Below are 23,513 nucleotides of genomic sequence, written 5' to 3' on the forward strand. Positions count from 1 at the left end.
AGGTTCCGGGCTATGAGCCGCGGCGGTCGAGACAAAGAACAAGACGGACCCGAACGCCGCTGCATCGCGACGGGTGAGGTCGGTGACCCGGACATGATGATCCGGTTTGTCGTGGGGCCAGAGGGTCAGGCCGTGCCAGACATCACTGGCAAACTGCCCGGCCGCGGCATGTGGGTGACAGCTGACAGCGACGCGCTTCGGACAGCGATGAATAAGAAGGCCTTTTCGAGATCTGCCAAGACGCAGGTCAGTGTGCCGGATGACTTGTTCGAGATGACCGAAACGCTGTTGGCCAAGCGCCTCGTTGATCTGATCTCTCTTGCCCGGAAAGCCGGGCAGGCCGTGACGGGATACGAGAAGGTTAAAGGGCTTTTGGAAACGGATCGCGCGCGCGTTCTGATACAGGCCAGCGACGGGTCCGAGCGGGGCAAATCACGCCTCCGCTCACCGCCCGGAAAAGACGTATTTATCGGCAGTTTGACGGCTCAGGAATTGGGTTTGGCATTCGGCAGAGAAAGTGTGATACATGGCGCCTTAACGGCGGGGGGACTCAGCAAACAAGTGATTGCTGAAGCCAAACGTCTAAAGGGTGTCCGCGGGAAAAGTGGTGGGACATCCACCCGAAAGGAAAAGACGACGCATGAGCGATACTGACGGCAAAAAACCTCTTGGTCTTCGCGGCGGGGGCCGCCCGGGCAATGTAAAGCAAAGCTTTAGCCACGGACGCACCAAGAATGTGGTGGTGGAAACGAAGCGCAAGCGCGTTGTCGTTCCAAAGCCAGGTGCCGCGAAATCCGGCGCCGCCGGGGCTGCGCCACGCGTAAGCGACCCATCCAAGCGGCCTGCCGGCATCTCCGATGCGGAAATGGATCGCCGGATGAAGGCGCTTCAGGCCGCGAAAGAACAGGAAGTCGCGGATGAAGCCCGCCGCAAGGCAGAGGAAGAAGAGCGCGCGAAAGATCGCGAGCGGCGTCGCGCCGAGGCGGAAGCCAAGGAACGCGAAGAAAAAGAGCGCGAAGAACGCGCACGGCAGAAAGCCGAAGACGACGAACGCAAAAAACGCGAAGCAGCGGAAGCCAAGGCACGCGCAGCAGCGCCGGCAGCAGCAGAAGCGCAGCCGTCCGCCCCGGTTGATGCCGGTGGTCCACGCGGCGGTGCCCCGAAGCCATCTTCGACACCTGCACGCAAAGACCGCGATGACCGAGACCGCAACAAAGGCAAGGCTCGCGGCGATGATGGTCGGCGCTCCGGCAAGCTGACTCTGAATCAGGCCCTACGTGGTGGCGAAGGTGGACGTCAAAAGTCCTTGGCCGCCATGAAGCGGAAGCAAGAGCGTGCGCGCCAGAAGGCGATGGGCGGAAACGTCGAGCGCGAAAAGGTCGTGCGCGAGGTCCAACTGCCCGAAGCGATCATGGTCAGCGAACTTGCGAACCGGATGGCCGAACGTGTGGCTGACGTCGTGAAGTCCCTGATGACAAACGGCATCATGGCAACGCAGACGCAGACCATTGATGCGGACACCGCCGAGTTGATCATCGAAGAATTCGGCCACAAGGTTGTGCGCGTCTCGGACTCGGACGTGGAAGACGTGATCGCACACGTCGAAGATGATGAAAAAGATCTGAAGTCACGCCCGCCTGTCATCACGGTTATGGGCCATGTGGACCACGGTAAAACATCGCTTCTGGATGCGATCCGAAACGCACGTGTGACGGCTGGCGAGGCTGGCGGTATTACGCAGCACATCGGCGCTTATCAGGTTGAGCAAAACGGCAATCCTCTGACATTCCTCGATACGCCAGGCCACGCGGCGTTTACGTCAATGCGGGCGCGGGGCGCACAGGTCACAGATATCGTTATTCTTGTCGTTGCAGCAGATGATGCCGTGATGCCTCAGACCATTGAGGCCATCAATCACGCCAAGGCTGCGGAAGTGCCGATGATCGTCGCGATCAACAAGATCGACCGACCAGAGGCAAACCCAGACAAGGTGCGGACCGATTTGCTTCAGCATGAGGTTATCGTCGAAAAGATGTCTGGCGAAGTTCAGGATGTCGAGGTTTCCGCGGTGAACGGAACCGGTCTGGAGGAGCTGCTTGAAGCGATTTCGTTGCAGTCCGAACTCCTTGAATTGAAATCAAACCCGGATCGTGCGGCCTCTGGCGCCGTGATCGAAGCTCAACTTGATGTCGGCCGCGGTCCCGTCGCTACAGTTCTGGTTCAGAACGGTACGTTGCGCCAAGGCGATATTTTCGTTGTTGGCGAGCAGTGGGGTAAAGTCCGGGCAATGGAAAACGACCAGGGCGAGCGCGTCAAAGAAGCTGGCCCCTCGGTTCCGGTCGAAGTTCTTGGTCTGAACGGCACGCCCGAAGCAGGTGACGTGCTGAACGTGGTCGACACCGAAGCGCAAGCCCGTGAAATCGCCGAATACCGCGAAAAGGCCGCGAAAGATAAACGTGCGGCAGCCGGCGCGGCGACCACGCTGGAACAGTTGATGGCGAACGCGAAAGCGGACGAAAGCGTCAACGAGATGCCGATCGTTGTCAAAGCGGACGTTCAAGGCTCTGCCGAAGCGATCGTGCAAGCGATGGAAAAGATCGGCAACGACGAGGTGCGTGTTCGTGTCCTGCACTCCGGTGTTGGCGCAATCACGGAAAGCGACATTGGTCTGGCCGAAGCATCTGGTGCACCTGTGTTCGGGTTCAACGTGCGGGCCAACGCGCCTGCTCGGAACAGTGCGAACCAGAAGGGCATCGAGATCCGGTATTACTCGGTCATCTATGATCTGGTCGATGATGTGAAACAGGCGGCCTCCGGCCTGCTCAGCGCAGAGATCAAAGAGAACTTCATCGGTTATGCCGAGATCCGGGAGGTCTTCAAGGTCACCGGTGTCGGCAAAGTTGCCGGGTGTCTGGTCACCGAAGGTGTGGCACGGCGGTCAGCCGGTGTTCGGCTTCTGCGCGACAACGTCGTGATCCACGAGGGCACGCTGAAAACGCTTAAGCGCTTCAAGGATGAGGTCCCCGAAGTTCAATCCGGTCAGGAATGTGGTATGGCGTTTGAAGCTTATGACGACATTCGCCCCGGCGATGTGATCGAAATCTTCGAGCGCGAAGAAGTCGAACGCAACCTCGACTGATCACAATGACAGACACTGATTTTCCCAGCTGGCACGGCACCACGATCATTGGCGTTCGCAAGAACGGCAAGGTGGTGATTGCCGGGGATGGTCAGGTCAGCTTGGGCCAGACTGTGATCAAGGGCACGGCGCGCAAGGTGCGCCGGCTCACACCCGGAGGCATGGACGTCATCGCCGGGTTTGCAGGATCAACTGCGGACGCCTTCACCCTGCTTGAAAGGCTTGAAACCAAACTGGAAGCAACGCCGGGACAACTGGCCCGTGCGGCTGTCGAGTTGGCAAAGGACTGGCGGACGGACAAATACCTCAAGAACCTCGAGGCAATGCTGATCGTCTCGGATGGCGCGGACCTATTCGTGATAACCGGCGTGGGCGATGTGCTTGAACCGGAAAATGACGTCGCGGCCATCGGATCGGGCGGGAACTATGCTTTGGCCGCAGCGCGCGCCCTAATGCTCACGGACAAAGACGCGGAAGATGTAGCGCGTGAAGCTATGGCGATTGCCGCTGATATATGTGTTTACACCAACGGCAATCTGACTGTGGAAACGCTTACAAAATCCTAGAGCCTACCCAAGCTTGGCAACGCCGAGCGGCACATTAAAACGCTCACACCAGATCCAGACCTCATTGTAGTCATCAGGATTGATGCCAGCGGGAATCTGATAGCTGGACGCACCGTTGTTCGATGTGAGCGGCCCCATCAGCGTTGACGGATCATAGCCGTCCTTCCCCAGAGCAACTTTCGGATCAGGCGCACCATCGAATGTGAAGTCATCAAGAAGCTCGACCGATCCGCCATTCCCTGACTTAACAAGCTCAGCCGTACCAGTTGTGACGTGATTGCTGGCGCCGGTGAATGTCCCAAGCCGACCATGACCACCTGCTAACGCGTAAGGGGCGATAACGGAAGCCGCAGCAGACAGAGTGGCGGTTTTCAAAAAAGAACGACGGTTGAGCATCTTCTCAATCCTTTTAGTTGGTTGACTTCGGGAACGTGTCAGAAAAATTTCAATCCGCATATGGGGCTCACGCGAACGTGGCCGACCGTTACAGGGAGGCTTGCGTTTCAGGGTGCAGGGCATATGTCTAGGCGACGCCAATTCGAAGGACCATTTGATTGACCGATCTGACCCCCCGCGAAATCGTTTCAGAGCTTGACCGTTTCATCATTGCTCAGAAAGACGCAAAACGTGCCGTTGCAGTTGCTTTACGCAACCGGTGGCGTCGGAAGCAACTGGGCGATGATCTGCGGGACGAGGTTTATCCAAAGAACATTTTGATGATTGGGCCCACAGGTGTTGGCAAAACCGAGATCTCACGCAGGCTGGCCAAGTTGGCGAAAGCACCTTTTCTGAAAATCGAGGCAACGAAGTTCACCGAGGTTGGCTACGTTGGACGTGACGTTGAACAAATCGTGCGAGATCTGGTGGATGCGGCCATTCTGATGACACGCGAGCACATGCGCGAGGACGTAAAAACGAAAGCTCACGAAGCAGCCGAAGAACGGGTGATTGAAGCGCTGGCGGGCAGTGACGCACGCGAAGGCACGCGTGAAATGTTTCGCAAAAAGCTGCGCAGCGGCGAGCTGGATGACAAAGAAATCGAGTTGGACGTTCCGGATACCTCCAACCCCTTTCAGGCCTTCGAGATCCCCGGTCAGCCTGGCCAAGGCGGACCCGGGATGATGAACCTTGGTGACATCTTCGGCAAAGCCATGGGTGGTCGAACCGTCCGTCGAAAAATGACGGTATCTCAAAGCTACGATATTCTGATCTCGGACGAAGCGGACAAACTCTTGGATCAGGAAACTGTAACAAATGCCGCCATTGAGGCGGTCGAGCAAAACGGAATCGTTTTTCTAGATGAGATCGACAAGGTCTGCGCGCGCGCGGACGCGCGAGGCGCAGATGTCAGCCGCGAAGGTGTGCAGCGGGATCTGCTGCCGCTGATCGAGGGAACAACAGTTTCCACAAAGCATGGACCTGTGAAAACGGACCATATTCTTTTCATTGCATCGGGCGCGTTTCACATCGCAAAGCCGTCCGACCTTTTGCCGGAACTTCAGGGACGGCTGCCGATCCGGGTGGAGCTTCGTGCGCTCACTGAAGAAGATTTCATTCGCATACTGACCGAAACAGACAACGCGCTGACCCGCCAGTATACTGCTTTGATGAAAACAGAAGCGGTTGAAGTTGAGTTTGCAGAAGACGGGATCGCAGCGCTTGCCAAGATTGCCGCAGACGTGAACCAGGCGATCGAAAACATCGGCGCAAGGCGTTTATATACGGTGCTGGAACGGGTGTTTGAAGATCTCAGCTTCAACGCACCTGATCGCGGCGGTGAGAAAATCTTGGTGGACGCCGCATTCGTCGATCAGCATCTGGGCGAGCTTACAAAGTCCGCAGATGTCAGCCGTTATGTTCTCTAGCATGCGACTAGCGACAGCACTCCTGGTGCTGGTCGCACTCGCAAGTTGCACGCCGCGTGGTAAAATTGATTTCGCTCAGACACCGCCATCTAGAAGTACGACCACACAGGATATCTACTACGCCACGACGCGGGATGCAGCGGCGAACTTCTACGGCGACGAACGATCAGAAACCACTCAGTTTGGACTGATCAGCGTCTCTATACCGGAGGCCCATAGAAGCGGACGGATTGAATGGCCCCGCCGGGAACGTCCTGATCCTGACAAGCATTTCCTGACCGTTGCAACTGACAGATATCCGCGGGGGACCGACTTGGTCGCCCAACTGAACAGCCAGCTGAGACAGCGACCTGCAGATGATCGCGAGATCACTCTCTTCATTCATGGGTTCAACACCACCTTTGCAGAGAGCGTCTACCGTATGGCGCAACTGTCCCATGACCTCGGAACATCTTCTGTTCCGGTTATCTATTCATGGCCGTCAGGTGAAAATCCTCTGGGATATGCCTACAGCCGCGACAGTGCGTTGATCGCACGCGACGGTCTGGAAGACGTGATCGAAGTACTCACCCAAACCGAAGCAAGCGGGATCGTCCTTGTCACACATTCCATGGGCAGCCTTGTCGCGATGGAAACGCTGCGGCAGATGAGGGGTCGCAAGCGGGACCGTGCCATCGACCAGATGTCTGTTGTGATGATTTCACCTGATATCGACGTGGACGTGTTCCGGTCGCAGGCCCGCGCCATTGGCGATCTTCCCGACCCGTTCGTTGTCTTAGGATCCCAGCGGGATAGGGTGCTGCGCCTTGCAGGTCGATTGACTGGACAGGGCGGTCGGGTCGGCACGCTCGACAACATAGACAGGCTGTCAGAATTCAAGATTACCTTCATTGACGTCACAGCCTTTGATGACGCGGACACTCAGCATTTTTCACCGGCCACATCGCCTGCGCTGCTGGAAATCCTGAACCAAGCGCAGGAATATGATCGCGCCCTGACCAGAGATCCGGCAGCACGACCTGGGTTGTTACCCGGGACCGCACTGACCGTCCAAAACGCGACGCGGCTCGTCCTGACGCCCAACGTGCGCTAAGATTTTGAGCTTCGTTTCATTCCTTCGTCAAAATCTGAGATGGCTGGCAGCAGGATTCCTGCTGACCTTCGCATCATCGTTCGGCCAGACATTCTTTATCTCAATCTTCGCGGGACAGATCCGCGCCGATCTCGGCCTAAGCCACGGGGCTTGGGGCGGCATCTACATGATGGGGACGTTGGCATCCGCCGTAGTGATGATCTGGGCAGGCGGGCTGACCGACCGCATCCGGGTCAGATACCTCGGTTTCGCAACTGTGGTCTGTCTCGCGATGTCATGCGGAATGATGACCGTAACCTCCGAGATCTGGATGTTGCCCTTTGTCGTCTTCGCGCTCCGATTGTTTGGCCAAGGCATGTCAGGGCATACCGCATCGGTCGCAATGGCCCGATGGTTTACGAAAACCCGGGGCCGCGCCTTGGCAGTTGCATCGTTCGGATTTGCTGTGGGGGAGGCGATCCTGCCTATCGTATTCGTTGCGCTGATGGCATGGATTGGCTGGCGTGCGTCCTGGGGCGTGTCCGCCGCAATCCTTATTGTATTGGCCCCGCTTCTGTTGGTTCTCTTAAAGGAAGAGCGCAATCCACGAACCGACAATACAGTTGTTCACAGCCTCGGACTTGACGGTATTCATTGGTCACGCCTTCAGGTTTTAAGGTTTCCATTATTCTGGTTTATCCTTCCAGCACTGCTTGGCCCACCGGCATTTGGGACAGCATTCTTCTTTCTTCAGGTGCATCTCGCAGAGATAAAAGGCTGGTCGCACCTCGAACTGGTTTCGCTTTTTCCCGCCTATACCGCATTTGCGGTCATCTCTATGATGCTTTCGGGTTTAGCCATTGATCGCTTTGGAACGGCAGGCCTCATGGTGGTCTATACAGCGCCGTCCGCAATTGGCTTTATTCTGTTCGCGTACGCCGAGACATTATTCGCTGGCTTGATTGGAATTCTATTTTTCGCAATCACGACGGGGATCCAAGCAACACTGCCTGCAGCGTTTTGGGCCCAGTTTTTCGGGACACGGCATCTGGGATCTATCAAAGCGATGGCCACCGCAATCATGGTATTTGGTTCGGCAATCGGACCCGGTCTGACGGGATGGGGACTGAACCACGGGTTCGGGTTCGAAACACAGATGCTTTGGATTTCAGGATATCTAGTGTTTGGCGTGATCATGGCGGGGATCGGTGTGTCTCGCGTAAAGGCGCGGCTACCGGTTTCGGCGCAGATAGACGTAATACGCCCCTAGTCCGCCGTGTTTTTGACTTGCCTGGCTGACTTGCAGGATAAGGGGCGACAACGGGGCTTGAGATAGCCACATCGGCACTTGCTGGCGCAAAACGCCCGTTCGAACCGGGATCGGACCACCTTCATCGCGGCGCTTCCCCTTTCCGGTGATCACCAAAACAAGCCGCTGTCCCTCAGCGTTGGCCCGCATAATGAATCCTGTCAGCGCGGAATGTGCACGATCCAGAGTCATACCATGCAAATCAATGCGCGCTTCGGGCGACAATCGGCCCGCAGACATTTTCTTGAAAACCTTCTTGTCCATCTGCACCGATGGTGGATCGGATCGAACGAAGGGTCTTGTCTGGTTTGACTTTGATCTTTCGCCAACAGAAAACCTAGGGGGATCAAACGTCTGCTCAGGCACTTTTCGCTCAACGAGCTTGGTACCAGAATTCTTGTCACGCTGCTTGGGGCTAAGCGGAATGGCTGTCTCCGCGACACGGGACCATAAATGTTTTTCTTCAGCATTCAACCCACGCGGCTTTTTCGGCACCATCGTTTAGTTTTCCGGAACGACGTCATAGGCCAACTGTAACGGCAAAAGAACCACCATTCGACCCGGATCCTTGATCCTGCCCGCGGCGCGCCCAGCCTCTTCACCCGTTCCGTAGAAAATATCGGCCCGCTGCTTGCCTTTGATCGCAGAACCTGTGTCTTGCGCGACCATGAGCCGATTTATTGGATCTGCACCCTGCTTTTCAATCCAGACCGGGGCGCCAAGGGGGGTGTAGTCGGGATCCACAGCAATGGTCCGCATATCGGTGATGGACCTGTTCATCGCGCCCAATGGACCTTTTTCCGCCGGAACCTCTGAGACCTCACGGAAAAATACATAAGACGGGTTGTGCTGAAGCAAAACGCGTCCGTCGATGGGGTTCTTCCGAACCCAAGATCGAATGCTTTGCGCTGACGCATTGGTCTCATTCAAGATACCGCGGCGGATCAATTCTTTGCCGATTGACTTATATTCATGGCCGTTCCGACCGCCATATCCGACACGGATGACTTCGCCATCCGGCAACCTCACCCGCCCGGACCCTTGGATCTGCAGGAAAAACACATCCACCGGATCTGTGACGTAGGCAATTGCAAGGCCGCGGTTTGTAAGAAGGTTCTTGTCCTCAATTTCCTGGCGCGAGAACCAGATCGTATCTTCTTCAACTTCAGGCGGCTTACGATACAACGGGTAGCGATACGGGCCTGCTCTGGTCAGCGAGCCTTGAAGCTCTGGCTCATAGTATCCAGTGAAAAGAGCGGGCGAACCGTCGGAGATTAAAACCGGCTTAAAGAACAGTTCAAAGAACGCTTTGGGGTCGGGTAGAGATGTTGCGAGCGCGCAGAGCTTAGCCCACTCCGGATCCTTCAGGTCGACGCAAGTATTTTGGAAAACGTCCAAAGCGGCGCTGTGATCGTCGGCTTCCCAACTGCGGAGGTCTGAAAACTCCAACAGTCGCGATTTTGCGGAAACGGACGTCATACTCAATACCAGCGCACAGAGAACTGTACCAAAGGCAGACGGCGTCATTCGCCGGTGGCAACCAACTGCCAGTTAGGATCTTCGGAATCCATGATCCGAGCAAAGGTCCAGATATCTTTCGATTTCTTGATCTCTTTAAGACTTCCTTCGACGATATCGCCCGCCTCATCCCGGACGACAGAGGTCATTTCGCCCACGAATTTAACCTTCAGCTCACCTTCGCTGTTGCTCTCATCAAAGCGCGCATCCATTAGCTGGACTTCGCGTACGCCAATAAAGTTTGCTTCAACGGAAAGACCTTTTTCTTTTCGGTCGTTGATGACACCCATAAATGCTTCGGCCACATCATCAGACAGAAACGGACGGATTTCATCGATTTCGCCGTTTTCAAAAGCCATCAGGATCATTTCATAGGCACCGCGCGCGCCACCGAGGAACTCACCAACGTTGAATTCGGGATCGGACTTCTTCATAGCGGCCAGCGCGTCGGCCTCGTCAGAGTTCTCATCGAAATGATCGGTGATGTCTTGGTCTGCGCCACCTTCAATCACTTCGAAATTCTGCCGATTGCGCGCTGCACGGTCTGTTTTTTCCGGTAGGGGCAATGTTGGCCGCTCGAATCCTTCCCGCGTTCCCAAAACACTTTTGAGACGCAGGATAAGAAAAACGGCAATGCCTGCCAGAACAAGAAGCTGGATCATATCGTTGCTCATCGAACCCTCTAGAAACCTACGCTCATAGAAACTCAGCGTTTGAACTCTTATGTAGGGGCTTGGGTATCACAAGTCCACCTGACCCAAAGGCAAAGACAGGGATTGAGAGATGTGGCTTTTCTTGCTGTTCGTGACAATTCCGATTGTCGAGATCGCATTGTTCATCCGAGTAGGCGGATTTATCGGTTTGTGGCCGACACTTGCAATCGTTGTAATGACGGCTTTTCTCGGAACCGTCCTTGTGCGGGCACAGGGCCTGGCTGCAATTGGACAAATCAAATCGAACCTGAATGAATTTCGTGATCCAACAGAATCACTCGCGCATGGCGCATTCATCCTCGCATCAGGTCTGTTGTTGCTCACGCCAGGGTTTTTTACCGACGCCGTAGGCTTCGCGCTACTCGTGCCGCCGGTCAGACTGGCCCTATTTCACTGGCTGAAAGCCCGGGTAAAGGTGGCTACATTCGAACAGGCCCACGCAAGACAACAATCCCGCCGCCCAGCAAATCGAGACATTATCGACGGCGAATTTGAAGAAGTTGCTGATGATGGAAGGTCTGACAAAGCGGATACGCCATCGGGCTGGACTCGCCATTGAGGCGCGACCTGCGACCTGATAAGCGTAGCGCGCATATTTTGACCATTTGCCAAGGAGTCCACTGAATGGCTGAAGAAAACGGCGCCGATCAACAGGCAGCCGCCCCGGTTCAACCGCGCATGCAGGTGCTGGCGCAGTTTATCAAAGACATGTCTTTCGAGAATATCGCGGCGCAAAAAGGCGTGGGCGAAGGGGACTCGACACCGGATATTCAAGTTCAGGTGAACCTTGATGCCAAGAAACGCAGCACTGACAATCAGTATGACGTTTCCACGAAGCTTGAAGTTGCTGCAAAAACAAAAGAAGCAGGAAACCCGATCTTCTTGCTTGAGCTGGAATACACAGGCGTCTTTCTGGTCGAAAATGTCCCGGAAGAGCAGCTTCATCCTTATCTGATGATTGAATGCCCACGGATGTTGTTTCCATTCGTTCGGCGTATTGTCAGTGACGTGACACGAGATGGTGGCTTCCCACCGCTGAACTTGGAAAACATCGATTTCCTTGCTCTTTACCGCAACGAACTCGCGCGGCGTGCAAAATCCGAAAAACCGGCTGACGCCTGAAGATCAGCCCCACAAATTCGCGCTGCCCAGCTTGCCGATGAACTCAGCATGGGCCGCGCGTTCTTCATCTGTAAGACGAGGCTTCAGCGGAGAGGGCCGCGCAGTAGGTCGCCACTCAGTGGTTGTTTCTATTTTCTGCTGAGACTGATTGCTGGACAAAACCAGATCGGGCTGCCTTCCGCCTGCAAGCTCTAGATAGACCTCTGCCAATATTTCGCTGTCGAGCAACGCCCCATGCTTCTCGCGGGCGGAGTTGTCGATATTGAAGCGACGACATAAGGCATCCAAAGACGCGGGCGATCCCGGAAACCGTTTGCGGGCGATTGCGAGAGTATCCAGCGCTTGCGACATCGGAAGTTGTGGCAGATCGCACCAACCCAGCTCAGCATTCAAAAATTTCATGTCAAAGGACGCATTGTGAATCACAAGCTTTGCATCCTGAACAAAATCGAGAAATGCACGCGCTATGTCCTTGAACAAAGGTTTATCCCGGAGAAAGTCATCTCCAAGGCCGTGCACTTCAAATGCCTCCTTCGGCATGGCGCGCTGAGGATTGATGTATTGATGATAGGTTCGGCCCGTGGGCATGTGATTGTGCAGTTCGACTGCACCGATCTCGACAATCCGGTCACCTTCAAATGGTTCAAACCCGGTGGTTTCGGTATCCAGAACGATCTCACGCATTTTTGGCCTCAAGCTTCTTGATCAGTGCGACGACATCGGCGCGGGTTTGATCAATCGAGTTTGTCTCCAAAACATAATCTGCCCGTGCGCGTTTTTCGAGATCTGGAAGCTGTCGTGACAAGATTATTTCAAACTCCGCTTCCGTCATTTGGCCTCGGTCCAAAACTCGGCGCCGTTGCTCATCAGGGGACGTCGTGACAACAAGAACACCGTCCATCTCCGCATCGCCGTTGGTTTCAAACAACAGTGGAATATCAAAAATCAAAATTGGGGCAGTTGAATTCACCTTGGCGAACGCTTTTCGATCCGCCTGCACGAGAGGATGGACAATTTTTTCCAGTGTTCTGAGAACTTCAGGATCGACGGCAATTTTATTTTTCAAAGCCGCACGATCTACAGCGCCATCTCTTATAGCATCCGGCAAAACAGCAGATATAAGAGGAACGGCGGCACCCTCTTTTTCATAAAGTGCGGCAACTGCAGCATCGGCATCCCAGACAGGTATGCCAAGCTCGCGAAAGAGATTGGCTGTCGTGGACTTTCCCATTCCGATAGAGCCGGTCAGCCCCAACTTGTAGGGACGATTAATCATACAAGAAGCGCGTTCCGCAAAGCTTCATCCACGTCTGGTCGCTTTCCAAACCATCGTTCAAAACCGGGAACAGCCTGATGCAAGAGCATGCCAAGACCATCTACCGTCTGACATCCCCGCTCTTCGGCGGCGGCCAACAATTTCGTGCGTAAAGGAGTATAGACTATATCCGTAACCAGTGTTTCCCGACCAAGATTGTCTAAGGATAACTTCAGATCTTCTTTACCTGTCATGCCAAGCGAGGTCGTGTTTACCAAAGTCGCAACCTCACCCAAATGTTGCGCAGCCTGGGTCCATTCTATGACTTTGATCTTCGCTCCAAAATGCGCTTTCAAAGCATCGGCACGGGCGCGGGTCCTGTTGGCAATCATCACCTCAGGTGCTCTGTCTGACAAAAGCGCGGACACTACTGCCCGCGCTGCGCCACCGCCCCCTAAAACCAATGCCGGCCCGGATGCCGCTGACCAATTTGCGGCGGTTTGTTTCAGGTTCGAGATAAAACCGAACCCATCAGTATTATCAGCATGCAGCTTGCCATCGGCCTGAAAGGTCAACGTGTTCGCAGATCCGATGAGGGCAGCTCGATCAGAAATTACATCCGCGATTTCCAAGACAGCTTCTTTATGGGGGATTGTCACATTCACCCCGACAAAGCCCATTCTTGGTAGTGTACTCAGAACGTGGGACAGATCACCGCTGCTGACTGGCATCGGAATGTAGTGACCCAAAAGACCGTACTTTCGCAGCCAGTACCCATGAAGCCTTGGCGATTTACTTTGAGCGACCGGCTGGCCGATGACGCCGGCCAGAGGAATAAGGTGGGTGCTCATGGTTCAAACCATCCGATTGTTCTGAGATATCCCAAGATTTGAAGCAAAGGCAGGCCGAGAACACTGAAGTAGTCACCTTTGATTTCCGAAAACAGACGCACACCGGCCGCTTCAACTTGATAGGCACCGACGCAGCTTTTGATGTCCGTCCAGTTCTCCGAGACGTAGCGCTGGATCTGAGTTTTACTCATATCATGCATCGTCAGATCAGCTTCACCAATGCTTCGCCAAACCGGCATGCCATTGCGATAGACAACCGCGGCGGACAAAAGTCTGTGGGTCAGGCCCTGCAGTTCCATAAGTTGCTCGACTGCCATGTCTTCGGTCTCAGGCTTTAAAAATAACCGATTTTGAAATGCCAGAACCTGATCGCAACCAAGCACCAAGTCTTCAGGATGGGAGGTCGAGATCTTTCGGGCTTTGTGTTCGGCCAGAACATCCGCAACGTCACGAGGCGACGAACCCTCGGCAAGAAGGCTCTGCATGACACTGTCTTCATCGATACGCGCAGGAATGACCCGGACAGGAACACCCGCATTTTGCAACAGGGTCGCCCTGATTTCCGAACCAGATGCGAGGACTATGTCAGCGGACATGTTAAGAACCCTGTGGAGTGATGAGGCGCAGCAACGTTGATAAGTCGAATTTATCCCGTCCTATCGGAGTTTTGAAAGAACTGTCCATGTCTATGCGAAAACGAGCAAAAACTTATCCCGTGTGACCAACTAAACTCACACCTGTGGAGGGAAGTAGATGTTCGACATCAAAACGTAAGTTATCCCGTTGAGCATTAAACCTCTAGTGCTTTGATAATAATAAGTATTTTTATCTTCTCAACAGGTGTATAAACTCTAACTTAGAACGCTGGACGCTGTGTATTTAAATTTGATCCCCGTTATCCACTGTACAACAAACATCATCATCTTTTTTTCTTATCTTATTTATTTATTAAGGAATAAAAGGAACGCGCATGCAGGACACGCTCTGGCTTCTCTACCCATGGATCAAATCGCTGCATGTGATCTCCGTCATTGCATGGATGGCAGGGCTTTTCTATTTGCCGAGATTGTTTGTGTACCATGTAGAACAAGCAAACCTTGGACCTGATACATTGAAATTGTTTGAAACGATGGAATATCGATTGCTGAAAGCGATCATGAATCCAGCAATGATTTCCAGTTGGATCTTCGGACTTATTCTTGTTGGACTTCCTGGTCTCATCGACTGGTCCGAGGTCTGGCCTTGGACGAAGGTTGCGGCGGTGGTCGGAATGACGTGGTTCCACATGTGGCTGGGTGCGCGTCGAAAAGCGCTGGCGGCTGGTACGGATACGATGTCAGGGCGGGGCTACCGGATCATGAACGAGGTTCCGACGGTCCTTTTGATTGTGATCGTTGTGTCCGTAATCGCCAGACCATTCTAGAATCATTGACCCGAAGAGGATCAACGCCTAGATGAAGCTCTCATCGCTTTGTCCTGAAGCGAGTTGACTTCTGATCATACACTATAGACCGGCCTTTAATGTGGCCCGTTTTTCATTTGGAATTGTTATGTCTGATGAAAGCCTGAATCTAGCGGATCTGAAAAAGCAAAGCCCTGCTGACCTCGTCGCAATGGCCGAAGAGCTTGAGATCGAAAACGCATCAACTATGCGTAAGGGCGAGATGATGTTCTCGATCCTAAAAGAGCGCGCGGAAGAGGGATGGGAAATCTCGGGCGACGGTGTTCTTGAGGTCCTGCAGGACGGGTTCGGGTTTTTGCGCTCGCCAGAGGCGAATTACTTGCCGGGTCCCGACGACATCTACGTATCACCGGATATGATCCGGCAATTCTCCCTCAGGACTGGAGATACTGTAGAAGGTGTGATGCAGGCGCCACGTGAAAGCGAGCGCTACTTTGCAATCACACGCGTTACGCGCATCAATTTCGAAGACCCGGAGAAGGCGCGTCATAAGGTTAGTTTCGACAACCTTACGCCGCTATATCCCGACGAGCGTCTAACGATGGAGATGGATGATCCTACGTTGAAGGACAGATCTGCCCGGATCATTGATCTGGTGGCTCCAATTGGTAAGGGACAACGATCGCTGATCGTAGCGCCGCCGCGGACCGGTAAAACAGTATTGCTGCAGAACATTGCGACCTCCATCGAGCAGAACCACCCTGAGTGCTATCTGATTGTCCTCTTGATCGACGAACGTCCGGAAGAGGTGACCGATATGCAGCGGTCCGTGAAGGGCGAAGTGATCAGTTCGACTTTCGACGAACCTGCCACCCGCCACGTTGGTGTATCTGAGATGGTCATTGAAAAAGCGAAGCGTCTTGTTGAACATAAACGTGATGTTGTCATTTTGCTGGACTCGATCACCCGCCTTGGCAGAGCGTTCAACACGGTGGTCCCATCCTCCGGTAAAGTTTTGACGGGTGGTGTGGACGCGAATGCGCTTCAACGACCCAAACGCTTTTTCGGTGCAGCTCGAAACATCGAAGAAGGCGGGTCGCTTACAATTATTGCAACTGCGTTGATCGATACAGGCTCTCGGATGGACGAGGTCATCTTTGAGGAGTTCAAGGGTACGGGCAACTCCGAGATTGTTCTCGACCGGAAGGTTGCAGATAAGCGAGTATTCCCCGCCATGGATATTCTCAAATCCGGTACGCGGAAAGAAGAACTTCTGGTCGATAAAAACGATCTTCAGAAGACATTTGTTCTGCGGCGTATTCTTAATCCCATGGGAACGACCGACGCGATTGAATTCCTGATCGGTAAGCTGAAACAGACGAAAACAAATTCTGATTTCTTCGATTCTATGAACACATAGTCATATTTATCCATAATAAACAATGGGTTAAGGTATGGATACGATATATGGCCTTGCTACAGCACGCGGCAAGGCTGGTGTTGCGGTTATTCGTGTGTCAGGTCCGGCGGTCGGTCGAATTTGCAGTGATCTGTTAGGCAGATCTCCTGAAGCTCGGGTTCCAGTTCTTGCATCGCTTCGAGATCGTGATGGCGTACCAGTGGATAGATGTCTGGTTCTCAGATTTCCTGAGGGGCACAGCTTTACTGGTGAAGAGGTCGTGGAATTCCAGCTTCATGGCGGAACCGCAATTGTTGAGCGTGTTCTCGGTCTCTTGTCTGAAATTGACGGCGTGCGATTTGCTGAGCCTGGCGAATTCACCCGACGGGCGTTAGAGAACGACCGTCTCTCTCTGACGGAAGTGGAAGGTCTTGCGGATCTGATCGACGCTGAAACAGAGGCGCAGAGGCGACAGGCCATGCGTGTCTTCGATGGTCGCCTTCAGGACTTGGTCGCAGGTTGGCGGGATTATCTCGTTCGGGCAGCTGCGTTGCTCCAAGTTACAATTGATTTTGCCGACGAGGACGTCCCCGATGACACCTCGGCAGAGGTCGGTCTTTTGATTACTAAGGTTTTGGAAGAGATCGATGAGCAACTAGCTGGTATCGGAATTTCAGAGCGGATCCGAAGCGGGTTTGAAGTTGCCATTCTGGGACCCCCAAATATTGGTAAGTCAACCTTGCTTAACAGTCTTGCTGGCAGGGATGCAGCAATCACGTCGCCCCATGCTGGAACGACACGCGACATCATTGAAGTCCGCATGGATCTCGGCGGTTTGCCGGTGACACTTTTGGATACAGCGGGACTTCGCAACGCCAGCGATGACGTTGAGAAAATCGGAATCGAAAGGGCGAGGTCGCGGGCTGCGAAGGCTGATTTGCGGGTTTTCCTGACTGAGGACACTCAAAAGTTTTCGTCTGAGTTGCTGCAGGAGGATGACATCGTCTTGACAGGAAAGATGGATCTTGGGTCGAAGCATGAAAATGGTGTGTCTGGCTTAACCGGGGACGGTGTTGGTAATTTAGTTCGACGTATTGAAAACATTCTTCAAAACCGCAGCACCGGAGCTTCCCTTGCAACACGGCGTCGTCATAGGGAAGCGTTGACGGACGCTGCGGTTTCGCTAAGACAGTGTATCATACTTCTAAATAGCGAATCTCAAATCGTAGAGCTTGTCTTTGAAGAGCTCAGATCAGCCTTACATGCACTGGAATGTATGATTGGGCGCGTTGACGTTGAGGCAGTGCTTGATGAAGTATTCGCAGGATTTTGTCTGGGCAAATAGAAAGCGTTTCACGTGAAACATTCTGATTTCGATGTCATCGTTGTTGGTGGTGGTCATGCAGGTACAGAGGCCGCTGCCGCTTCTGCACGACTTGGCGCGAGAACGCTACTGATTACTCATGATGCATCGAAAATCGGGATGATGTCCTGCAATCCAGCGATTGGTGGTCTTGGAAAAGGGCATCTGGTGCGGGAAATCGATGCACTTGATGGCGTTATGGGACGGGCGGCGGATAAGGCTGGAATTCAATTTCGTCTCTTGAACCGCAGGAAGGGCCCCGCCGTTCAAGGGCCAAGAGCGCAAACTGACCGGACACATTACAAGAACGCAGTCCAAACCCTGCTTGGCTCCACATCGAATTTGGAGGTCCTAAGCGCGGAGGTCAGCGATCTTATCGTCGAAAGCAACTCAGTTTGTGGCGTGGTTTTATCTGACGGCAGCCAAATAGCTGCTTCGGGTGTTGTCCTGACCACGGGCACGTTCCTTCGTGGCGTGATTCATATTGGGACGGATAAATCTGAGGGTGGTCGAATTGGTGATCCACCGTCGATCGCTTTGGCGCGACGGATAGACGAGTTTGGGCTTACGCTTGGCCGGTTGAAGACTGGAACTCCACCACGGTTGGATGGCCGGACGATAAATTGGGATGGATTGGATGCACAGGACGGGGACGAAGATCCTGTTTTGTTTTCATTTCTCTCAAAATCCGTGAGTTTAAGACAGATAAGTTGTGGCGTGACCCATACCAATGAGCAAACGCATGACATCATTCGTAAAAACCTTGAGAAGTCAGCGATGTATGGTGGCCACATCGATGGGGTAGGGCCACGGTATTGCCCGTCGATCGAAGATAAAGTGGTTCGGTTTGAAGATAAACCATCCCATCAAGTCTTTCTTGAACCGGAAGGGTTGGACACACATACAATTTATCCCAACGGAATTTCGACCTCCCTTCCTGTCGAGATTCAGGAAAGCTATGTCCGCTCGATCGCCGGTCTTGAAAATGTGGTTATTGAGCAGCCTGGCTACGCGATAGAGTACGACTATGTCGATCCGCGCTGTTTGTCTCACACACTTGAGCTCCAAGATGTGCGCGGACTTTATCTTGCAGGGCAGATCAATGGGACAACGGGGTACGAAGAAGCTGGGGCGCAAGGGCTTGTTGCTGGATTGAATGCTGGTCTTGCGGCGAAGGGTCGGGAAGCTGTCCACTTCAGCAGAACGACATCCTACATTGGGGTTATGATCGATGATTTGACGACGAATGGCGTTATCGAACCTTATCGAATGTTCACCTCCCGCGCAGAATTCCGGTTGAGCCTTCGCGCGGACAATGCGGACCAACGCCTGACGCCTCTTGCGATTGACCTTGGATGTATTTCTGAGCACCGAAAGCTCGCTTATACAACGAAAGCTGAGCGCTTGGATGAAACGCGGTCTGCCCTTGAGTCCAAGACTCTGAGCCCACAAGACGCCTCAGCGATCGGAATTGAGGTGAAAAAGGATGGACAGCGTCGGAACGGATATCAGCTGCTTTCTCTTCCAACAGTGACATTTGCGGATGTTGTGCCATTTTGGCCTGAATTATCAGATGTTGATCCAGAAATTCAGCAGCAGCTAGAGCGAGACGCGCTTTATGCGACGTATCTCGAACGCCAAGCTGACGATATTGAAAAGCTGAAGGCGCAAGAAGAAGCGGTTATTCCAGCGGAACTATCATTTGACAGCATAAATAGTCTGTCGTTTGAACTTCGTGAGAAACTAAAGCGCGCCAGGCCAGCAACACTGGCGCAGGCCTCCCGGATCGATGGAATGTCACCTGCGGGGCTTTTGCTGATCTTGAACGCTATCAAAAACGCAAAGAACAAGTCGGTACGACAAGCGTCATGACATCCACGGACATTATGGGCGATTTAAATGTTTCACGTGAAACACTGGAAGACCTGAAAGAGTTCGAACAGCTCGCCATCAAATGGACGAAGCACATCAATCTCGTATCGTCCAAGTCTGTTGATGAGATATGGTCGCGTCATATTCTCGACAGTGCGCAAATTGTGAAACTTATACCGGACGGCACCACCAGGATGGTTGATCTTGGGTCAGGTGGCGGCTTTCCGGCGATCGTCGTTGCCGTCATCTCTAAATATTTGAATCCTGACTTCCAGATTACGATGGTGGAATCTGACAGCCGTAAATGTGCGTTTCTTCGCACCTGTGTTTCGACCTTTGATCTCAAAGCCACAGTTCAAAATAGACGGATTGAGGAGGGCGATGAGGCCCAATATCCGATCGTGACTGCAAGAGCTTTGGCGTCCCTCGATAAGCTTTTGCACTATAGCAGTCCTTTGCTTGAAAAAGACGGAAAAGCTCTGTTCATGAAGGGTAATCAGTACCATGATGAGCTAGACAAAGCACGCCGGACTTGGCAATTTGAAGCTCGCCCGGTCGAAAGCTTGTCGGTTTCCGGCAGTGCAATTCTTGAGATCACAAACATCAAAGCAAAATGAGATATGGATGCAAAAGCGACCTAAGATCATATCCATATCAAATCAGAAAGGCGGCGTCGGTAAGACGACGACTGCTATAAATCTTGGTGCTGCACTGGCTTTTAAGGGAAAGACCGTCGCGCTGATTGATCTGGATCCGCAGGGTAATGCGTCCACCGGCCTTGGGCTTGAAAAGAGCGAGCGGAAGGCGACGACGTATGATCTGTTGCTCAGTGATCAAGGCTTGGGCGATATCTTATGGCAGACAGATGTTCCGCGTCTCTGGCTAGCGCCGTCCAACACCGATCTAAGTTCGGCCGATCTTCAGCTTATGGCAACAGAGCGGCGTACCTTTATGCTCGCCGACGCATTCCGCCAGCAATCGATCGAAAATCTGGATCTGGATTATATTCTCGTTGATTGCCCGCCGTCGCTTAACCTTCTTACACTAAATGCAATGGTCGCGTCAGATTCAGTGCTTGTCCCGCTTCAGGCTGAGTTTTTTGCCTTGGAGGGGCTGTCTCAACTCATGCTGTCCGTCCGCGAAATTCGGCAAACCGCAAATACAAGATTGCGGTTGGAAGGGATCGTTCTGACCATGTTCGACAAGCGCAATAACCTTTGTCGTCAGGTTGAGCTAGATGCGCGGGAGAACCTTCAGGATTTGGTGTTTGATACGGTCATTCCACGCAATGTTCGGGTCAGCGAGGCGCCGTCATTTGGGCGACCTGTCCTGACATACGATCCATTTTCGCGCGGTGCCGTGGCATATAAATCGCTCGCTGTAGAGCTTATTGGCTGATCCGGGGGCAACTTAAATGGCAGGAAAATCTTTTGAAAAGAAAGGCTTAGGTCGAGGACTCTCTGCCCTTATGGCAGATGTTTCGGTCGAGGATACCAATAGCAATACGCCAAAAGCAGGTGAGCGGATGGTTCCGATTGAGCAGGTTCAGCCCAACCCGGATCAACCGAGGAAGGACTTTGGGCCTGAAGAATTAGCCGAGCTCTCCCGCTCTATCGAGAAAAATGGTATAATCCAACCGCTTATTGTTCGAGAAAGTAAAGCAAATTCAATAGGTTACGAGATTATCGCTGGGGAGCGGCGTTGGCGTGCAGCGCAGATGGCAAAGCTTCATGAGGTGCCGGTCGTTGTCCGAGATCTAAACGATCAAGAGGTTCTTGAGGTTGCCATTATCGAGAACATCCAGCGTGCTGATCTAAATCCCGTTGAAGAAGCTCTCGCGTTTCAGCAGTTGCAGGATAAGTTTGGCCACACTCAGGAACAACTGTCAGAGGCGCTCGGCAAAAGCCGAAGTCATATTGCGAACTTGTTGCGACTGCTGAAGTTGCCTGGCGACGTTCTGCAGTGGCTTCGAGAAGGAAAGCTGAGTGCAGGTCACGCACGTGCTGTCTTGATGGCGGAGGATCCGTCTGCCGTTGCGGCCTCTGTCATATCTCAACAGTTGAGCGTGCGAGACACGGAGAAGCTGATCAAAACTCTGGCGTCACCCGCTCAACGTAAGCCAAGTTCACGGAACGCCGCACCTGAAAAAGATGCAGATACCCGCGCACTGGAAGGTGATTTGTCAGCTACGTTGGGCATCAAAGTCGAGATCGAAAATAAACCAGGGACGGAGCGAGGCATCGTAAAGGTGCATTATAGTGATTTTGCCCAGCTTGATGATCTTTGCCGTCGATTGACGCAAACAGATCAGGATTAGGCAAGCAGCCGTACAAGGATTGCATTCAGGACAATTTGCTTTTCCGGCACGACGTTGATGATGTCCCCAGACCGCAGCAACAGTCCTTCCTCATTTAGTTCCTCGATTTTCGCTTCAAGACCCATCCGTGCGGTGTCGGACAGTCTCGACAGGTCTGCGCCTTCGCGCAATCGAAGTGCCATGAGAAGGTATTCGGTCTCACGATCAGTTTGCGAGATATCCTCTATAGTCATATCGCCGGTCTTTTGCTTCTCGACCGCTTCTAGCCACATTCCGGGGTTTCGCCACGCAACCGTCCCGGTTCTTTTCCCCGCAAAGGTAGTTCGACCATGGGCCCCCGGCCCGATCGCAAGGTAGTCACCTCCGCGCCAATAGATTAGATTGTGGCGGCTCTCGGATCCAGAATTCGCGTAGTTCGACGTCTCATATGCCGGAAGCGTATCTGCGGTCATGTCGGTCGTCAGTTCATACATATCAGCCGCAAGATTGTCATCTGGCACGCCTTTAAGGGTTCCCATATCCCAGAGACGGCCAAATGCGGTGTCTGGCTCAATTGTCAGCTGATAGAGCGACAGGTGGTCAGGTGCGAAAGCGAGAGCCCGATCCAATTCGGCTTCCCAATCCGACAATGACTGGTGCTGCCGGGCGTAAATCAAATCAAGGCTTGTCCGTTGAAATATTGAGCGCGCCGTTTCGTATACCCGAAGGGCTTCTGTCGTCGTGTGTAGACGACCCAAAGCCTTCAAATCCTTATCGTTCAAAGCTTGAACGCCAACCGACACCCGATTTACGCCGGCTGTCCTGAAATCTCGAAACCTGCTTGCCTCTGTGGAGGTTGGGTTTGCTTCCAGCGTGACTTCAAAATCGTTTGAAGTTGTCCAGAGATCTGAGACTTTTGTCAAAATGGCGTCGACCGTCTTGGCTGGCATAAGGCTGGGCGTTCCGCCGCCAAAAAACACAGTCGAGAGAACCCGATCTGATGTATCACCAGCGACGCGCTCTAGCTCATTTAGATATGCGTCGGCCCAGCGATCTTGATTGATTGATGCTGTGACATGGCTGTTGAAATCACAGTAGGGGCATTTCGCCTGACAAAATGGCCAATGAATATAAAGACCAAATCCGCCGAGTTGCCAGTTTTCAAGTGCCAAAGATCTTCACAAGTTTTTTGAAAGCGTCAGCGCGATGGCTGATTTCATTTTTCTTCCACCGGTTCATCTCTCCCAAGGTGATGTCATACCCATCTGGCTGGAAAATGGGATCGTAGCCATGGCCTTCCGCGCCCCGCATGGGCCAGACCACCTGACCTTCGATCCTGCCCTCGAACACTTCGTCCGTTCCGTCAGGCCAGGCCATCACCAATGTGCAGCGGAACCTTGCTGTTCTTGGGTGAGGCGCGTTCATGTCCTCTAACTTCTCATGGGTTTTCGTCATCGCCATCGCGAAGTCCCGGCCATTTCCGGTTTCCGCCCAGTCGGCTGTGTAAACACCGGGCGCGCCGTCCAACGCATCGATTTCGATGCCGCTGTCGTCCGACAAACTTGGTAAGCCCGTCGCCTTGGCAGCGGCATGGGCCTTTATCCGGGCGTTCCCGACAAATGTATCTTCGGTTTCTTCTGGTTCCGGCAGACCAAATTCTGCCGCGCCCTTTGCTGTGATGCCGTAGGGGGCAAGAAGACGTGCCATTTCTTCAAGCTTACCAGTGTTGTGTGTCGCGACCAGAAGCGTATCCCCGTCGAACCGACGCATG

General features: G+C 53.4%; 25 protein-coding genes. 15 read left to right on the forward strand and 10 right to left on the reverse strand.

Annotated elements, in window-relative coordinates; all coding sequences use genetic code 11:
- Positions 1-12: 12 nt before the first annotated feature.
- Genes KIN_RS07960 through hslV form a run of 3 tightly spaced genes read left to right on the forward strand, consistent with a single transcriptional unit; the run spans position 13 to position 3,705 of the window.
- Entirely contained in the window at positions 13-654 is a 642-nt protein-coding gene (locus KIN_RS07960) for an RNA-binding protein (RefSeq protein WP_159805791.1), read from the forward strand.
- The gene (gene infB, locus KIN_RS07965) at positions 641-3,139 is read left to right on the forward strand and encodes a translation initiation factor IF-2 (protein ID WP_159805793.1); all 2,499 of its coding nucleotides are present in this window, start codon (positions 641-643) and stop codon (positions 3,137-3,139) included. The genes KIN_RS07960 and infB overlap by 14 nt, the downstream gene beginning before the upstream one ends.
- 5 nt (positions 3,140-3,144) lie before the next feature.
- The gene (gene hslV, locus KIN_RS07970) at positions 3,145-3,705 is read left to right on the forward strand and encodes an ATP-dependent protease subunit HslV (RefSeq protein ID WP_159805795.1); all 561 of its coding nucleotides are present in this window, start codon (positions 3,145-3,147) and stop codon (positions 3,703-3,705) included.
- 3 nt (positions 3,706-3,708) lie between these two features.
- Here hslV and KIN_RS07975 read toward each other — a convergent pair whose 3' ends face one another.
- Positions 3,709-4,101: a DM13 domain-containing protein gene (locus tag KIN_RS07975; RefSeq protein WP_159805797.1), complete on the reverse strand. Its 393-nt coding sequence runs from the start codon at positions 4,099-4,101 to the stop codon at positions 3,709-3,711.
- Between the two features lie 158 nt (positions 4,102-4,259).
- Between KIN_RS07975 and hslU the strand changes: the two genes are divergently transcribed.
- From hslU to KIN_RS07990, 3 genes are read left to right on the forward strand one after another with little or no spacing between them, the layout of a single operon-like run.
- A complete protein-coding gene (gene hslU / locus KIN_RS07980; protein ID WP_159805799.1) occupies positions 4,260-5,570 on the forward strand; it encodes an ATP-dependent protease ATPase subunit HslU in 1,311 nt (436 codons plus the stop codon).
- A 1-nt stretch (position 5,571) separates the two neighbouring features.
- Positions 5,572-6,663, forward strand: a complete 1,092-nt coding sequence (locus tag KIN_RS07985) for an alpha/beta hydrolase (RefSeq protein WP_159805801.1) — start codon at positions 5,572-5,574, stop codon at positions 6,661-6,663.
- A 4-nt stretch (positions 6,664-6,667) separates the two neighbouring features.
- Entirely contained in the window at positions 6,668-7,912 is a 1,245-nt protein-coding gene (locus tag KIN_RS07990; protein WP_159805803.1) for an MFS transporter, read from the forward strand.
- Here the strand turns inward: KIN_RS07990 and KIN_RS22600 are convergent.
- The 3 genes from KIN_RS22600 to KIN_RS08005 all read right to left on the reverse strand — a co-directional run bounded on the left by KIN_RS22600 (position 7,874) and on the right by KIN_RS08005 (position 10,143).
- Positions 7,874-8,215, reverse strand: coding sequence for a Smr/MutS family protein (locus tag KIN_RS22600; protein ID WP_306438998.1), 342 nt, complete (start codon positions 8,213-8,215; stop codon positions 7,874-7,876). The two genes, KIN_RS07990 and KIN_RS22600, sit on opposite strands and share 39 nt — an antisense overlap.
- Positions 8,216-8,452: 237 nt before the next feature.
- Positions 8,453-9,478: a murein transglycosylase A gene (gene mltA / locus KIN_RS08000; RefSeq protein ID WP_159805807.1), complete on the reverse strand. Its 1,026-nt coding sequence runs from the start codon at positions 9,476-9,478 to the stop codon at positions 8,453-8,455.
- Positions 9,475-10,143 carry a Tim44/TimA family putative adaptor protein gene (locus KIN_RS08005; protein WP_159805809.1) on the reverse strand — a complete coding sequence of 223 codons (669 nt, stop codon included), beginning with the start codon at positions 10,141-10,143 and terminating at the stop codon, positions 9,475-9,477. The genes mltA and KIN_RS08005 overlap by 4 nt, the downstream gene beginning before the upstream one ends.
- A 109-nt stretch (positions 10,144-10,252) precedes the next feature.
- Here KIN_RS08005 and KIN_RS08010 point away from each other — a divergent pair, with 109 nt between their 5' ends.
- On the forward strand, positions 10,253-10,741 hold the full coding sequence (locus KIN_RS08010) for an FxsA family protein (protein ID WP_159805811.1): 489 nt from the start codon (positions 10,253-10,255) through the stop codon (positions 10,739-10,741).
- Positions 10,742-10,806: 65 nt separating this feature from the next.
- Positions 10,807-11,304 (forward strand): protein-export chaperone SecB, encoded by a 498-nt coding sequence (gene secB / locus KIN_RS08015; RefSeq protein ID WP_159805813.1) that lies wholly within the window; start codon positions 10,807-10,809, stop codon positions 11,302-11,304.
- Between the two features lie 3 nt (positions 11,305-11,307).
- Here secB and dnaQ read toward each other — a convergent pair whose 3' ends face one another.
- Genes dnaQ through KIN_RS08035 form a run of 4 tightly spaced genes read right to left on the reverse strand, consistent with a single transcriptional unit; the run spans position 11,308 to position 14,006 of the window.
- Positions 11,308-11,988, reverse strand: a complete 681-nt coding sequence (dnaQ, locus tag KIN_RS08020; RefSeq protein ID WP_159805816.1) for a DNA polymerase III subunit epsilon — start codon at positions 11,986-11,988, stop codon at positions 11,308-11,310.
- Positions 11,981-12,580: a dephospho-CoA kinase gene (gene coaE, locus KIN_RS08025; protein ID WP_159805818.1), complete on the reverse strand. Its 600-nt coding sequence runs from the start codon at positions 12,578-12,580 to the stop codon at positions 11,981-11,983. The genes dnaQ and coaE overlap by 8 nt, the downstream gene beginning before the upstream one ends.
- On the reverse strand, positions 12,577-13,410 hold the full coding sequence (locus KIN_RS08030) for a shikimate dehydrogenase (RefSeq protein WP_159805820.1): 834 nt from the start codon (positions 13,408-13,410) through the stop codon (positions 12,577-12,579). The genes coaE and KIN_RS08030 overlap by 4 nt, the downstream gene beginning before the upstream one ends.
- On the reverse strand, positions 13,407-14,006 hold the full coding sequence (locus KIN_RS08035) for a Maf family protein (RefSeq protein WP_159805822.1): 600 nt from the start codon (positions 14,004-14,006) through the stop codon (positions 13,407-13,409). Before KIN_RS08035 ends, KIN_RS08030 begins: the two co-directional genes overlap by 4 nt.
- Before the next feature lie 374 nt (positions 14,007-14,380).
- Here KIN_RS08035 and hemJ point away from each other — a divergent pair, with 374 nt between their 5' ends.
- The 7 genes from hemJ to KIN_RS08070 all read left to right on the forward strand — a co-directional run bounded on the left by hemJ (position 14,381) and on the right by KIN_RS08070 (position 21,763).
- The gene (gene hemJ / locus KIN_RS08040; RefSeq protein ID WP_159805824.1) at positions 14,381-14,833 is read left to right on the forward strand and encodes a protoporphyrinogen oxidase HemJ; all 453 of its coding nucleotides are present in this window, start codon (positions 14,381-14,383) and stop codon (positions 14,831-14,833) included.
- A gap of 127 nt (positions 14,834-14,960) precedes the next feature.
- Positions 14,961-16,232, forward strand: coding sequence for a transcription termination factor Rho (gene rho / locus KIN_RS08045; RefSeq protein ID WP_159805826.1), 1,272 nt, complete (start codon positions 14,961-14,963; stop codon positions 16,230-16,232).
- Positions 16,233-16,266: 34 nt separating this feature from the next.
- Positions 16,267-17,556 (forward strand): tRNA uridine-5-carboxymethylaminomethyl(34) synthesis GTPase MnmE, encoded by a 1,290-nt coding sequence (gene mnmE, locus KIN_RS08050; RefSeq protein ID WP_159805828.1) that lies wholly within the window; start codon positions 16,267-16,269, stop codon positions 17,554-17,556.
- A gap of 12 nt (positions 17,557-17,568) precedes the next feature.
- Complete coding sequence (gene mnmG, locus KIN_RS08055; protein WP_159805830.1) at positions 17,569-19,446, forward strand: tRNA uridine-5-carboxymethylaminomethyl(34) synthesis enzyme MnmG; 1,878 nt, start codon at positions 17,569-17,571, stop codon at positions 19,444-19,446.
- Positions 19,443-20,063, forward strand: coding sequence for a 16S rRNA (guanine(527)-N(7))-methyltransferase RsmG (gene rsmG / locus KIN_RS08060; RefSeq protein ID WP_159805832.1), 621 nt, complete (start codon positions 19,443-19,445; stop codon positions 20,061-20,063). Before mnmG ends, rsmG begins: the two co-directional genes overlap by 4 nt.
- 7 nt (positions 20,064-20,070) lie before the next feature.
- The gene (locus tag KIN_RS08065) at positions 20,071-20,844 is read left to right on the forward strand and encodes a ParA family protein (protein WP_159805834.1); all 774 of its coding nucleotides are present in this window, start codon (positions 20,071-20,073) and stop codon (positions 20,842-20,844) included.
- 16 nt (positions 20,845-20,860) lie between these two features.
- A complete protein-coding gene (locus KIN_RS08070; protein ID WP_159805836.1) occupies positions 20,861-21,763 on the forward strand; it encodes a ParB/RepB/Spo0J family partition protein in 903 nt (300 codons plus the stop codon).
- Here KIN_RS08070 and hemW read toward each other — a convergent pair.
- On the reverse strand, positions 21,760-22,914 hold the full coding sequence (hemW, locus tag KIN_RS08075; protein WP_159805838.1) for a radical SAM family heme chaperone HemW: 1,155 nt from the start codon (positions 22,912-22,914) through the stop codon (positions 21,760-21,762). The genes KIN_RS08070 and hemW overlap by 4 nt on opposite strands.
- Entirely contained in the window at positions 22,904-23,512 is a 609-nt protein-coding gene (gene rdgB, locus KIN_RS08080; protein WP_159805840.1) for an RdgB/HAM1 family non-canonical purine NTP pyrophosphatase, read from the reverse strand. Before rdgB ends, hemW begins: the two co-directional genes overlap by 11 nt.
- Position 23,513: the final 1 nt, after the last annotated feature.

The organism is Litoreibacter roseus (assembly GCF_009811795.1).
In the GTDB taxonomy this organism is placed as follows: Bacteria; Pseudomonadota; Alphaproteobacteria; order Rhodobacterales; family Rhodobacteraceae; genus Litoreibacter; species Litoreibacter roseus.

What these genes read in the sequence shown, in the direction of transcription:
- infB (WP_159805793.1), top strand. Translation starts at nt 641, where the DNA reads ATGAGCGATACTGACGGCAAAAAACCTCTTGGTCTTCGCGGCGGGGGC.
- hemJ (WP_159805824.1), top strand. Translation starts at nt 14,381, where the DNA reads ATGCAGGACACGCTCTGGCTTCTCTACCCATGGATCAAATCGCTGCAT.
- KIN_RS22600 (WP_306438998.1), bottom strand. Translation starts at nt 8,215, where the DNA reads ATGGACAAGAAGGTTTTCAAGAAAATGTCTGCGGGCCGATTGTCGCCC.
- KIN_RS08070 (WP_159805836.1), top strand. Translation starts at nt 20,861, where the DNA reads ATGGCAGGAAAATCTTTTGAAAAGAAAGGCTTAGGTCGAGGACTCTCT.
- rdgB (WP_159805840.1), bottom strand. Translation starts at nt 23,512, where the DNA reads ATGCGTCGGTTCGACGGGGATACGCTTCTGGTCGCGACACACAACACT.
- KIN_RS08030 (WP_159805820.1), bottom strand. Translation starts at nt 13,410, where the DNA reads ATGAGCACCCACCTTATTCCTCTGGCCGGCGTCATCGGCCAGCCGGTC.
- KIN_RS07985 (WP_159805801.1), top strand. Translation starts at nt 5,572, where the DNA reads ATGCGACTAGCGACAGCACTCCTGGTGCTGGTCGCACTCGCAAGTTGC.
- rho (WP_159805826.1), top strand. Translation starts at nt 14,961, where the DNA reads ATGTCTGATGAAAGCCTGAATCTAGCGGATCTGAAAAAGCAAAGCCCT.
- KIN_RS08065 (WP_159805834.1), top strand. Translation starts at nt 20,071, where the DNA reads ATGCAAAAGCGACCTAAGATCATATCCATATCAAATCAGAAAGGCGGC.
- KIN_RS08010 (WP_159805811.1), top strand. Translation starts at nt 10,253, where the DNA reads ATGTGGCTTTTCTTGCTGTTCGTGACAATTCCGATTGTCGAGATCGCA.
- KIN_RS07960 (WP_159805791.1), top strand. Translation starts at nt 13, where the DNA reads ATGAGCCGCGGCGGTCGAGACAAAGAACAAGACGGACCCGAACGCCGC.
- coaE (WP_159805818.1), bottom strand. Translation starts at nt 12,580, where the DNA reads ATGATTAATCGTCCCTACAAGTTGGGGCTGACCGGCTCTATCGGAATG.
- rsmG (WP_159805832.1), top strand. Translation starts at nt 19,443, where the DNA reads ATGACATCCACGGACATTATGGGCGATTTAAATGTTTCACGTGAAACA.
- KIN_RS08005 (WP_159805809.1), bottom strand. Translation starts at nt 10,143, where the DNA reads ATGAGCAACGATATGATCCAGCTTCTTGTTCTGGCAGGCATTGCCGTT.
- secB (WP_159805813.1), top strand. Translation starts at nt 10,807, where the DNA reads ATGGCTGAAGAAAACGGCGCCGATCAACAGGCAGCCGCCCCGGTTCAA.
- mnmE (WP_159805828.1), top strand. Translation starts at nt 16,267, where the DNA reads ATGGATACGATATATGGCCTTGCTACAGCACGCGGCAAGGCTGGTGTT.
- KIN_RS07975 (WP_159805797.1), bottom strand. Translation starts at nt 4,101, where the DNA reads ATGCTCAACCGTCGTTCTTTTTTGAAAACCGCCACTCTGTCTGCTGCG.
- KIN_RS08035 (WP_159805822.1), bottom strand. Translation starts at nt 14,006, where the DNA reads ATGTCCGCTGACATAGTCCTCGCATCTGGTTCGGAAATCAGGGCGACC.
- hslV (WP_159805795.1), top strand. Translation starts at nt 3,145, where the DNA reads ATGACAGACACTGATTTTCCCAGCTGGCACGGCACCACGATCATTGGC.
- mltA (WP_159805807.1), bottom strand. Translation starts at nt 9,478, where the DNA reads ATGACGCCGTCTGCCTTTGGTACAGTTCTCTGTGCGCTGGTATTGAGT.
- dnaQ (WP_159805816.1), bottom strand. Translation starts at nt 11,988, where the DNA reads ATGCGTGAGATCGTTCTGGATACCGAAACCACCGGGTTTGAACCATTT.